At 67.3% G+C, this 12168-nt stretch carries 9 protein-coding genes, 1 tRNA gene and 1 pseudogene; 3 read left to right on the top strand and 8 right to left on the bottom strand.

Annotation, left to right across the window (positions count from 1 at the left end; genetic code table 11):
- Together P7V53_RS11700 and P7V53_RS11695 are read left to right on the top strand one after the other, a co-directional pair.
- The gene (locus P7V53_RS11700) at positions 1-1347 is read left to right on the top strand and encodes an FAD-dependent oxidoreductase (RefSeq protein WP_280155644.1); all 1347 of its coding nucleotides are present in this window, start codon (positions 1-3) and stop codon (positions 1345-1347) included.
- Positions 1348-1358: 11 nt separating this feature from the next.
- Entirely contained in the window at positions 1359-2855 is a 1497-nt protein-coding gene (locus P7V53_RS11695) for an NAD(P)H-hydrate dehydratase (RefSeq protein ID WP_280155643.1), read from the top strand.
- A gap of 13 nt (positions 2856-2868) precedes the next feature.
- Here P7V53_RS11695 and rnr read toward each other — a convergent pair.
- Positions 2869-5154: pseudogene (gene rnr / locus P7V53_RS11690) on the bottom strand (ribonuclease R); the annotation flags it as partial.
- On the opposite strand from rnr, the gene P7V53_RS11685 reads away from it, so the two are divergent.
- Positions 5150-5234 (top strand) — tRNA-Leu (locus tag P7V53_RS11685). The pseudogene rnr and the gene P7V53_RS11685 overlap by 5 nt on opposite strands.
- A gap of 76 nt (positions 5235-5310) precedes the next feature.
- On the opposite strand, the gene P7V53_RS11680 is transcribed toward P7V53_RS11685, so the two are convergent.
- From P7V53_RS11680 to hflX, 7 genes are all read right to left on the bottom strand, one after another.
- Positions 5311-5832: a phosphoribosyltransferase gene (locus P7V53_RS11680; protein WP_280155642.1), complete on the bottom strand. Its 522-nt coding sequence runs from the start codon at positions 5830-5832 to the stop codon at positions 5311-5313.
- A 52-nt stretch (positions 5833-5884) separates the two neighbouring features.
- Entirely contained in the window at positions 5885-7216 is a 1332-nt protein-coding gene (locus P7V53_RS11675) for an adenylosuccinate synthase (protein WP_280155641.1), read from the bottom strand.
- A gap of 53 nt (positions 7217-7269) precedes the next feature.
- Positions 7270-8433: an ATP phosphoribosyltransferase regulatory subunit gene (locus tag P7V53_RS11670; protein WP_280155640.1), complete on the bottom strand. Its 1164-nt coding sequence runs from the start codon at positions 8431-8433 to the stop codon at positions 7270-7272.
- 70 nt (positions 8434-8503) lie between these two features.
- Entirely contained in the window at positions 8504-8707 is a 204-nt protein-coding gene (locus P7V53_RS11665) for a DUF2065 domain-containing protein (protein ID WP_280155639.1), read from the bottom strand.
- Positions 8704-9603, bottom strand: coding sequence for a protease modulator HflC (gene hflC / locus P7V53_RS11660; protein ID WP_280155638.1), 900 nt, complete (start codon positions 9601-9603; stop codon positions 8704-8706). The genes P7V53_RS11665 and hflC overlap by 4 nt, the downstream gene beginning before the upstream one ends.
- Positions 9604-9626: 23 nt before the next feature.
- Positions 9627-10949, bottom strand: coding sequence for an FtsH protease activity modulator HflK (hflK, locus tag P7V53_RS11655; protein ID WP_280155637.1), 1323 nt, complete (start codon positions 10947-10949; stop codon positions 9627-9629).
- The gene (gene hflX / locus P7V53_RS11650; protein ID WP_280156495.1) at positions 10946-12160 is read right to left on the bottom strand and encodes a GTPase HflX; all 1215 of its coding nucleotides are present in this window, start codon (positions 12158-12160) and stop codon (positions 10946-10948) included. Before hflX ends, hflK begins: the two co-directional genes overlap by 4 nt.
- Positions 12161-12168 lie beyond the last annotated feature (8 nt).

Raw genomic sequence — 12168 nt, 5'->3', positions numbered from 1 at the left:
ATGCGTGTCGCAGTCATCGGCGCCGGCATCGTCGGCGTCACCACGGCGTTCGAGCTGGCGCGCGACGGGCACGAGGTCACGGTGTACGAGCGGCGCGGCAGCGTCGCGGCCGAGACGAGCTTCGCCAATGCCGGCGTGGTCGCCCCCGGCTATGTCACGCCCTGGGCGGCGCCGGGCATGCACGGCAAAGTGCTGCGCTCGCTGTTCCAGCGCCATGGGCCGGTCCGCCTCAACGCGCGCCTTGATGCCGCCACGCTTGGCTGGATGTGGAAGTGGTGGCGTTCCTGCCGTCAGGACACCTACGCCTCCCGCCGCGCCAGCATGCAGAGGCTCGCGCTGTTCAGCCGCGAGCGGCTGCACGAGCTTTCCGCTGAGCTGGAGCTCGACTACGAACGGTCTGACGGCTACCTGGTGCTGCTGCGAAGCGCTCAGGACCTCGCGATGGCTCAGCCGGGGCTCGCGCTGCTGCAGGAGCTGGGCGTCCGCCACGAGGTCATCGACCCCCTCCGCTGCACGACAGTGGAGCCGGGACTCAGCGGCGACACGCCACTGCACGCCGGCATCCACCTTCCCGACGACGAGGTCGGCAACTGCCGCCAATTCGCGCATCTGCTCCGTGCGCAGGCGCAAGCGCGCGGCGTGCGCTTTCGCTTTCATGCCGAAGTCGAGGCGATCGTGCCAGGCACGCATCCGCAACTCGTGGTCAAGCCCGGCGCGGCCGACGACTCCGGACCGCTGACGACCAGCGTCGACCCATCGCGCACCGGCTTCGCGGCGACCGCGCCGATGCCCCTGGAGCCAAGCCTCGAAACCGTCGACGCGGTCGTCGTGTGCGCGGCGGTGGGAAGCGCGGGATTGCTCGCACCGCACGGCCTCAAGCTTCCGCTCGTGCCCGTGTACGGCTATTCGGTCACCGCGCCCATCCGTCACCACGAGACCCACCCTGAGCGCGGTCCGCGGTCAGGCGTGATGGACGAGCGCTACAAGGTCGCCATCAGCCGGCTCGGCTCGCGCATCCGGGTGGCCGGCAGCGCCGAGCTGGGCGGGTCGCCGCAAGGGCACAACGCGGCGGCCCTGGAGACCCTCTACAAGGTGCTGCACGACTGGTTCCCCGGCGCGGCACGCCTCACCCACGCTCAACGGTGGAAGGGCGCGCGGCCGATGCTGCCGGATGGCCCGCCGCTGCTGGGACGCAGCGGGTTGCAAGGCGTCTGGCTCAACCTGGGCCACGGCTCGAGCGGCTGGGCGCTCGCATGCGGCTCCGCCCGCGTGGTCGCCGACCTGCTGGCGTCGCGCCAGCCGGGAGTGGACACTGCGGGACTGGGCATCGAACGCCTTCGTCACTAGGGAACGCCGTCATGCAACGTGTGCTGCCGCCGTCACGGTCCCTGCCACTGTTCGGGGTGCAGCGCACTCGCGAGATCGAGCAGCGCGCGCGCGAGGCGCTGCCGCCGCACACCCTGATGCGACGGGCGGGACTGGCGGTGGCGCGGCTGGCACTTGCCGTCGCACCACATGCGCGCAGGGTCTGGATCGCCGCCGGGCCCGGCAACAACGGTGGCGACGGATTCGAAGCGGCATTGCACCTTCGCGCCGCCGGCAAGCACGTACTGGTCACTGTCGCCGGCGTGCCCGAGCGAATGCCCGCCGATGCACTCGATGCGCTTGCGCGCGCCCGCGAGGCCGGCGTCGCGATTGCCGTCGAGGCGCCGGATGACCTCGGTCCGGCTGACCTCGCCATCGACGCGCTGCTCGGCATAGGAGCGACCCGCGCACCAGACCCGGCGCTCGCGCAGACCATTGCCCGGCTCAACACGCTGCCCTGCCCCGTGCTGTCCATCGACCTTCCCTCGGGTCTGCATGGCGGGACCGGGCAGCCGCTCGGCGAGAACTGCGTGCGCGCGCAGCATTGCCTCACGCTGCTGACGGTGAAACCCGGCCTCTTTACCGCGGCAGGACGCGATCACGCCGGTGTCGTGTGGTTCGACGACCTCTCCGTCACCATCCGATCCGATGCACCCGATGCCTGGCTCATCGGAGGCGACAGCGCGGCGCTCGGCCCGCGTTCGCATGTGCAACACAAGGGCAGCTTCGGCGACGTCGCCGTGGTCGGCGGTGCGCCCGGCATGACGGGGGCAGCGTTGCTCGCGGCGCGCGCCGCGCATGCTGCCGGCGCAGGCCGAACCTTCGTGAGCCTGCTCGATGAGCACCGGATGACACACGATCCCCTACGTCCCGAACTGATGTTCCGCGACGGATGGTGGAAGAGTGCCGAAGCGACACTGCGTCATGCGACCGTGGTGTGCGGCTGCGGTGGCGGCGACGCCGTGCGTGAGGCGCTGCCCCGCCTGTTCAGCGCGGCCGGCCGACTGGTGCTGGACGCAGACGCGCTCAACGCGATCGCTGGCGATCCGAAGCTGCAGACGCTGCTGCGTTCGCGCTCCCAGCGCGGGCGTCCCACGGTGATGACGCCGCATCCGCTGGAAGCAGCGCGCCTCATGTCCTTCGAAACGGCCAAGGTTCAGGCCGACCGGTTGGGCGCCGCCCAGTCGCTCGCCGACGACTTCGGCACTGTCGTTCTGCTGAAGGGATCGGGCACCGTGGTCGCCACGCCCGGCGCGATCCCGTACATCAATGCCACCGGAACCGCCGCGCTCGCGACTGCCGGCACCGGCGATGTGCTGGCGGGCTGGCTGGGCGGACTCTGGGCGCAGCAGCCGCAGAACGACGGCATGGCCGCGGCCCTGCGGGTGACGTGTGCTGCCGTGTTCCGCCATGGCGCCGCGGCCGATGCATGCACCTCGCCCGCACTGCGCGCGGGCGACCTCATCGACTCGATGCTTCGACTGAGCTGATGCGCCGGTGCTGTCAGCGCCGACGCACTGCCTTGGCGGAGGACTTGCGCGCCGAAGCCTTGGCCGCGCGCACGGGATGCGCCGATTTACCCGAGCCGTTGCGGCCCCTGGCCTTCGTCGACGCCTTTACCGCACGGTCGGTGTCCTTCACCGCGGCGAGGTCCTCGACGGCGGAGCGTCCCACGAGGCGATCGCGCCGGGCGCGGATCAGCGCAGCATCCTCCTGCGTGTCGCGCACCATGCGGAAGTCGATCTTGCGGCCGTCCAGATCGACGCGGCTCACCTGCACCCGCACGCGCGCGCCCACCGTGTAGCGCACGCCCGTGCGTTCGCCGCGAAGCTCCTGCTTGATCTCATCGAAGCGGTAGTACTCGCCGCCGAGCTCGGTGATGTGGACCAGGCCCTCGACATACAGCGCGTCCAGCGTGACGAACAGGCCGAAGGTCGTGACCGCGGACACCGTGCCGGCAAACTCCTCGCCGAGATGCTCGCGCATGTAGCGGCACTTGAGCCACGCCTCGACGTCACGGGAGGCCTCGTCGGCCCGCCTTTCGTTGGTGCTGCAGTGCACGCCCGCGGCCTCCCACACCTCGCCCTCGGTCGTGGGTGTCTTCGCCGGCTTGGCGTTTCGCCTCGGCTGAGGTGCATCTTCGACCTGGCCAGTGCTGAGGTGATAGCGCTTGCTGTGCAGCAAGGCCTTGATGACGCGATGGACGAGCAGGTCGGGATAGCGGCGGATAGGGCTCGTGAAGTGCGTGTAGGCCTCGTAGGCCAGCCCGAAGTGACCGCTGTTGGTCGCCGTATAGATGGCCTGCTGCATGGAGCGCAGCAGCATCGTATGGATCTGGAGTGCGTCGGGACGGTCCTTGGTCGCTTCGGCGATTGCCTGGAACTCTGCCGGCGTCGGGTCGTCGCCCACCGTGAGGCCGAGGCCCAGTGCCTTGAGGTATCCCTGCAGCAGCGTCTTCTTCTCGGGCGTCGGCCCCTCATGCACGCGATACAGCGAAGGATGCTTGTGCAGCGCGATGAAGTCGGCCGCGCAGACGTTCGCTGCGAGCATCGTCTCTTCGATCAGCTTGTGCGCCTCGGTGCGCACGCGAGGCACGATCTTCTCGATGCGGCCGTTCTCGTCGCACACGATCTGCGTCTCGGTGGTCTCGAAGTCCACGGCGCCGCGCTTGCTGCGCGCTTTCAGGAGCGCGCGGTAGACCTCGTTGAGATTCAGCAGGTGCGGCACCAGCTCTGCGCGGCGCGCCGCTTCCGGGCCTCGCGTGTTGGCGAGGATGGCGGCCACCTCGGTGTACGTGAAGCGCGCATGCGAGCAGATCACCGCCGGATAGAACTGATAGGCGTGGACGTCGCCGGCCGAGGTGATCAGCATGTCGCACACCATCGCCAGCCGGTCTTCGTTGGGATTCAGCGAGCACAGGCCGTTGGACAGCTTCTCCGGCAGCATCGGAATCACGCGACGCGGGAAGTACACCGAGGTCGCACGCTCGTAGGCATCGTCGTCGATGGGCTCGCCCGGCTTCACGTAATGGCTGACGTCGGCGATCGCGACGATGAGGCGCCAGCCCTTGCCCCGCCCCACCTTCGCCGGCTCACAGTACACGGCGTCGTCGAAGTCGCGTGCGTCCTCACCGTCGATGGTGACGAGCGGCACATCGCTCAGATCGATGCGGTGCTTGCAGTCGGCGCTGCGAATCTTGTCGGGCAGCGCGGCCGCCTGCGCCAGCGTCTCGGGAGAGAAGCGATGCGGCACCTCGTACTTTCGCACCGCGATCTCGATCTCCATGCCTGGATCGTCGATCTCGCCCAGCACCTCGGTCACGCGGCCCATGGGCTGCGAGTACAGGGACGGTGCCTCGGTCAGCTCGATGGCCACCACCTGCCCCGCGGTCGCGTTGGCGATCGCGTTCTTGGGCACCATGATGTCCTGCCCGTAGCGCTTGTCCTCAGGCGCCACGAGCCAGATTCCGCTCTCGTGCAGCAGCCGACCGATGATCGGCGCCTTGCGCCGCTCGAGGATCTCGAGTACCCGGCCTTCGGGCCTGCCCTTGCGGTCGTACCGGATGATGCGCGCCTTCACGCGGTCGCGATGCAACACGGCGCGCATCTCCTGGGGCGACAGGTACAGGTCAGGCTGGCGGTCGTCGCGCACGAGGAATCCGTGGCCGTCGCGGTGACCTTGCACCGTGCCTTCCACCTCGCTCATCAGTTCGGCGCCGATGGCAGGGGCGGACGTTGGGAATGAAGTATTTTTTTTGATGATAGAATCCAAGACTTCCTGAAATGCCCAGGTGGCGGAATTGGTAGACGCACTAGTTTCAGGTACTAGCGGGTAACACCGTGGGGGTTCGAGTCCCTTCCTGGGCACCACAAACAATGAACGAGGCCGCAGTATGCGGCCTTTTTCTTGCCCGCCTCATTGGCCCTGGGGCCAGTGCAGGCGAGCTCAGATGGCGAACTTCTTCGCAAGACCTTCCGGCCGCAAGGAGTCGTATTCCTCGAAGGGCTGGTGGATCCAAGGGCTCGTGGGCAGCATCTCGACGTAGTAGTCGGGCACGTAGCTGGATACACCCTTGGTCCAGATGACTGCTGATCGCAGCTCGCTGATGGCGGGCATGCCGCGCAGACGATCGACGACGGCGCGCAGCGTGATGCCCGAATCGGCGAGGTCATCGACCAGCAGCACCCGGCCGGCGAGCTCGCCCTTGGGCATGGTGATGTACTTGGCCATGTCGAGCCGGCCCTGGATGGTGCCGGCTTCGGCACGGTAGGAGCTCGTCGACATGATCGCCAGCGGCTTGTCGAACACCCGCGACAGCACGTCACCGGGGCGCATGCCGCCGCGCGCCAGACAAAGAATCTGGTCGAACTCCCATCCGGAGGCATGAACCTTCAGCGCCAGGCGCTCGGTCAGCATGTGGTACTCGTCCCACGAGACGTACAGGTGTTTGCCGTCGTCGGTCAGCATCGAATGTCCTCAATCTCTCGGCGATCTTCCCAGGGAATCGCGGCCAAGGCGCTCAGGCCTTGTACGGATGACGCAGCAGGATCGTGTGCTCGCGATCCGGGCCGGTGGACACCATGTCGATGGGCGCTCCGATGCACTCCTGCACGCGCTGCAGGTAGCGGCGGGCGTTCAGCGGCAGCCGGTCCCATTGCGTGATGCCGGCCGTGGTTTCCTTCCATCCGGGGAAGGTGTCGTAGACGGGCCGGCAGGCCGCGATGTCATCGGCGTCCAGCGGCAGGATGTCGATCCGCTTGCCGCCAAGCTCGTAGCCGACGCACACCTTGATCTCCTCAAGTCCATCGAGCACGTCGAGCTTGGTGACGCACAGGCCCGAGATGCCGTTGATGATGATCGAGCGCTTCAGCGCAGCAGCATCCAGCCAGCCGCAACGGCGTGCCCGGCCGGTGACGGTGCCGCGCTCCTGGCCGACGGTGGACAGCAGATGTCCGATCGTGCCGGGCTCGTCGATGGGCAGTTCGGTCGGGAACGGGCCGCTGCCCACGCGAGTGGTGTAGGCCTTGGTGATGCCCAGGATGTAGTGCAGCAGGTCCGGGCCCACGCCCGCGCCGGCCGCTGCATTGCCCGCCACGCAATTGCTCGACGTGACGTACGGATAGGTGCCATGGTCGATGTCGAGCAGCGTGCCCTGCGCGCCCTCGAAGAGAATGTTCGCGCCGCCGCGGTTGGCCGTGTACAGCAGGTATCCGACATCGGCGAGCATGGGCTTGAGCTGTTCGGCGACCTTCATGGCGTGATCGAGGATCGGCTGGAACTCGAGCGCCTTCGCGTGCAGATATCCGGTCAGCATGAAGTTGTGCAGCTCCAGCAGCTCACGCAGCTTGTCTGCGAAACGCCGCGGGTGCTTCAGGTCCTGCACGCGCAGTGCCCGGCGTGCCACCTTGTCCTCGTAGGCGGGACCGATTCCCTTGCCCGTGGTGCCTATCTTGCCCGCGCCGCTGGTCTCGCGCAGGGCCTCGCGCGCCTTGTCGACCTCCACGTGGAATGGCAGGATCAACGGGCACGATTCGCTGATGAACAGCCGCGAGCGAACGTCGAGCCCGATGCCTTCGAGGCGCTCGATCTCTGACAGCAAGTGAGTCGGGTCGACGACCACGCCGTTGCCGATGTAGCACGCCACGCCGTCGCGCATGATCCCCGAGGGAATGAGCTGCAGTGCAGTCTTCACACCTTTGATCACCAGGGTGTGGCCGGCATTGTGGCCCCCCTGGAAGCGCACCACGCCTTGTGCATGGTCGGTCAGCCAGTCCACCACCTTGCCCTTGCCTTCGTCGCCCCACTGGGTACCGACGACGACCACGTTGCGGCCGGCGTTCTTCGCCTTCATGTCTTGCATTTGAAGCGTTCCGAGTCTGAAAAATGCGGGACCTGCGCAGCGGCTCAGAGCCCGCGCACAACCCATTGATCGCCGACGGCGACGAGCTCACGGTCACAGTCGAATTCCTGGCCCTCGTGTTCGTGGCCCGGCAGGATGCACACGACCGTCTCGCCCTGCTCGCGCAAGCGGCGCACGGCCGTTCGCAGAGCTTCCGATTCGCCCCAAGGCGCACGAATCGCGGCGGCGAGTCGTCGCGGAGGGACCAGAGCCGCCAGTTCCTTCAAGTCGAGGCTGAAGCCGACCGCCGGCCGATTGCGTCCAAAGGCGGCGCCGACTTCGTCGTAGCGGCCGCCGCGCGCGATCGCATCGCTGCACCCGCCGGTGTAGACGGCGAAGCGCGCACCGCTGTAGTAGGCGTAGCCACCCAGGTCGGCGAGATCGAAACCGACACGCGCCTCCGGATGAGCATGTTGCAGCCGGGTCGCCAGAGAGCGCAGCTCGCTCAATGCCGCACGCACCAGCGGGCGATCGGGCAACTCCCGCTCGGCGACGTCCAGCACCTCGATACCACCGTACAAACGCAGCAAGGTGTCCAGCCCGCGCCTGACATCGTCCGGCAAACCCCTGCAAAGGCCGGACAGCGTGGGCGCGTCCTTCGCCGCCAAAGCACGAATCAGGTCGGCGGTACGCGCCGCGTCCATTGCCGATCCGGTGAGCAGCCCGCGCAGGATGCGCGCATCGCCCAGGTCGAGGATGACGTTGGTGATGCCGGCGCTGCGCAGACAGTCGAGCGCCAGGTCCTGGATTTCCAGATCGGCTTCGAGGCCGGCGTGGCCATAGGTCTCGGCGCCGAACTGAAGCGGCTCGCGCGTCGCCGACAGTCCCGCCGGTCGCGTATGCAGAACCGGGCCGCAATAGCACAGCCGCGTGAGGCCTTCGCGATTGAGCAGGTGCGCGTCGATGCGCGCCACCTGTGACGTCGTGTCGGCGCGCACGCCCAGCGTTCGGCCGCTCAGCTGGTCAACCAGCTTGAAAGTCTTGAGATCCAGCTCCCGCCCGGTGCCCGACAGCAGCGACTCGAGGTGCTCCAGCAGCGGCGGCATCACGAGCTCGAATCCGTAGCCCCGCGCCACATCGAGCAACCCGCGCCGCAACTCTTCGATGTGCCTGGCCTGCGCAGGCAGGACGTCGGCGATGTGCTCGGGCAGCAGCCAAGCAGACGACATGTGAAATCACCGGGGGGTTAAAAGCGGCATTGTACCGGGGTCGTTCGACCCGTCCGCCCGGCAGCGGCGCTCAGTTCCAGAACAGCGCCAGCATCACGATGCCCGCCAGCATGCTGGACAACCCGAGAAAGCGGATCTGGCCGTCACTCATGCGGGTGGCCCGTTCGAACACACCGCGCCACAGCCTGGGGTTGAAGAACGGCAGCAGGCCCTCGATCACCAGCATCAGCGCCAAGGCGCTGAAGACCAGGTCCCAAGGATCGACCGCTGTCACCTCTTCCCGGTCGGCGCGGCGGGCGCCGGCGCCGGGGCGCCACGCATGGCGCGGAAGAAGTCGCTGCTCGGGTCCATCACCATCACGTCGGATTTGCTCCGGAACGCCGCACGGTACGCCGTCAGGCTCCGATAGAACGCGGCGAACTGTGGATCACGGCCGAACGACTCGGCGAAGATGGCCGACGCTTTCGCGTCGCCGTCGCCCTGCACCTTCTGCGCATCGCGGTAGGCCTCGGCGACGATCACTTCGCGCTGGCGGTCGGCGTCGGCCCGGATCTTCTCGCCTTCGGCTGCCCCTGTCGAACGAAGTTCGTTGGCCACGCGCTTGCGCTCCGACTCCATGCGGCGATAGATCGAATCGGTGATGTTGGCCGAGAAGTCGACACGCTTGATGCGCACGTCGACGATCGAGATGCCGAAGGCCTTTGCCTCGTCGACGAGGCGACCGCGCACGTCCTGCATGACCTTGTCGCGCTCGGTGGACAGCATGTTGCGCACCGTTCGCTTGGTCACTTCCTCATTGAAGGCGGCCTGCACGATGGGGCTGAGCTTGTTTTCGACGTTGCGGATGTCGACGCCGTTGTTGCGAATGAATTGACGCGCGTCGGTGATCTGCCACTTGATCAGCCAGTCGATCACCAGGCTCTTCTTCTCTGCCGTGAAGATGGGCCGTGTCTCGGGGCTGTCCAGCGTCTGGATGCGGCGATCGAGAAAGACGACGTTCTGGAACGGCGGCGGCAGTTTGAACTTCAGTCCGGGCTCGGTCACCACTTCCTTGATCTCGCCCAGTGCGTAGATCACGGCGAACTGCCGCTGGTCGACGATGAACAGCGTCGAGAACAGGATCATCAGGACGACCAGCGCGCCTGCGACGTAAAAGCCAATGCGGTTCATGAGTGGGCCGTTTCAGTGGGTGCTCAGCGGCCGTCGCGTTCGCGACTGCGCTGGTTGTCGCGCGAACGCACGTCCACCGCGCCCGTGGTGGAAGCGTCCGCGGGTGCCGCCTGGGACGGCGCCGGAGCCGATGGAGAAACACCCGCCTGCTGCAGCAGCTTGTCGAGCGGCAGGTAGAGCAAGTTCGAGTTGTTGCGGCTGTCCACCAGGACCTTGCTGACGTTGGAGTACACCTGCTGCATCGTGTCGATGTACATCCGGTCGCGCGTCACGCCGGGCGCCTTGCGGTATTCGTCGAGCACCTGGCTGAAGCGCTGCGCATCGCCCTCGGCCTGCGCGACGACGCGCGACCGGTAGCCCTCGGCTTCCTGGCGCAGGCGAGCCGCCGTGCCTTGGGCCTTCGGGATCACGTCGTTCGCATACGCCTGGCCCTCGTTCTTGAGACGCTCTCGGTCGGCGCCGGCCTTGAAGGCGTCGTCGAAGGCGGCCTGCACCTGCTCCGGCGCCTGCACGTTCTGAACGTTGACGTTGGCGACGATGATCCCGGCTTTCAGGCGATCGAGCTGCGCTTGCACCGACTTCACCAGATCGGCGGCGATCGCGTCGCGCTGCTCGTACAGCACGGAGTCCATGTTGCTCTTGCCGACGATCTCGCGCACCGCCGATTCCGCCGCCATCACCACGGCCTCCTCCGGATCCCTGTTCTCGAACAGGAAGGACTTCGCATCCTTCAGCCGGTACTGCACGGTGAAGCGAATGTCGACGATGTTCTCGTCCTGGGTGAGCATGGACGAATCGCGCAGGCCGGTGGCCGGGACGACGGTATTGCGGCCGACCTCCTTGGAGCGCAGCGTCGTCACGGACACCGTCTCGTGCGACTGGAAGGGATACGGCATGCGCCACTGGAAGCCGGCGTCCACCGTGTGACTGTAGCGGCCGAAGGTCATGACCACGGCCTGCTGCCCTTCCTGCACGATGAAGAAGCCGCTGCCCAGCCAGATCAGCGCCACGACCGCGACGATCAGGCCCACCCCGATGCCGGCGCTTTTCATGTCCGGCTGGAAGTTGTTGTTGCCGCCGTCCCCGCCATTGGGCCGCGGACCGCCCTTGCCGCCAAACAGGCCGCTCAGCTTGCGATTGAAGTCGCGCCAAAGCTCGTCGAGATCCGGTGGCCCGTCGCCGCGCCCGTTGGACAGATCGATCGTCGGCCGCGAGCGCTGCCAAGTACGGCGCACGACACCGGCCAGCAACGCGCGGGTGGCCAGCGCAACGTCGTTCCAGCGCACGAAGCCGCGGCCGCGACCGTCGTGGGGCGTGCCCGATGCGGCACCGTGTGAACTGCTCATGATGAGTGCAAGTGTTGATTGCCGGTGCGGCGGGGATCCGAATCGGTTTCGACCGAAGACTCGTCGGACGACGTAGATGGCGCCGGCTCGTCGGCGTTCAAGCGCGCCTTCAGCGTGCCGGCAGCTGCTTCGCCGATCAGCCCGCGCAGCTCGTCGAGACCATGGCCCTGGAGCGCGCTGACGAACACGCGCGGCACGCGCACGCCGCGGTCGAGCTCCAGAGCGTCGACGACGGTACGCGGGCGTTGCGTGGCCTCCAGCTTGTCAAACTTGTTGTAGACGAGGATCTGGGGCACGCCATCGGCGCTGATCTCGGCCAGCACCCGCTGCACTTCTGTCATCTGCTCCGCCAGCAGCGGGCTCGCCGCGTCCACCACATGCAGCAATAGATCGGCTTCGGCGGCCTCCTGCAACGTGGCCTCGAAGGCTTCGACCAATTTGTGCGGAAGGTCTCGGATGAAGCCGACCGTGTCCGACAGCGACACCGAGCGACCGACGTCTTCCAGGTAGAGCTGGCGCGTCGTCGTGTCCAGCGTTGCGAAGAGCTGGTCGGCAGCGTAGCTGCGCGCCTTCACCAGGGCGTTGAAAAGAGTCGACTTGCCGGCGTTGGTGTAGCCGACCAGCGAGACGCGAAAGGTCTCGTTGCGCTCTCGCGAGCGGCGCTGCGTGCGGCGTTGGCGCTTCACTTTTTCGAGGCGCTCCTTCACCGACTTGATCCGCTCGCCGATCATCCGGCGGTCGAGCTCGATCTGCGCTTCGCCGGGACCACCGCGCGTGCCGATGCCGCCACGCTGGCGCTCGAGGTGGCTCCATCGCCGCACCAGGCGCGTCGACAGGTACTGGAGCTGCGCCAGCTCGACCTGCAGCTTGCCCTCGTGGCTTTGCGCGCGTGCAGCGAATATCTCGAGGATCAGCATCGTGCGGTCGGCGACGGCGACGCCCAGATGGCGTTCCAGATTGCGCTGTTGCGCCGGGGAAAGTGCCTGATCGAACAGCACTGCCTCGGCTTGGTGGCCCTCCACGAGCGCCTTGATCTCGTCGGCCTTGCCCGACCCGACGAACAGGGCGGGATCGGGCGACTTGCGGCGCGCGACGACGCGCGCCACTGGCAGGTCGCCCGCGGACTCCGCGAGCTGGGCCAGTTCGTCGAGGGTGGGATCGAAGCCGGACGCGCCGCCCAGATCGACACCGACGAGGATGGCGCGGGCCATGCCGGCCG

The sequence above is a fragment of the Piscinibacter sp. XHJ-5 genome (genome assembly GCF_029855045.1).
Classification (GTDB): domain Bacteria; phylum Pseudomonadota; class Gammaproteobacteria; order Burkholderiales; family Burkholderiaceae_C; genus Albitalea.
This window is presented reverse-complemented; position numbering and strand designations above follow the sequence as displayed.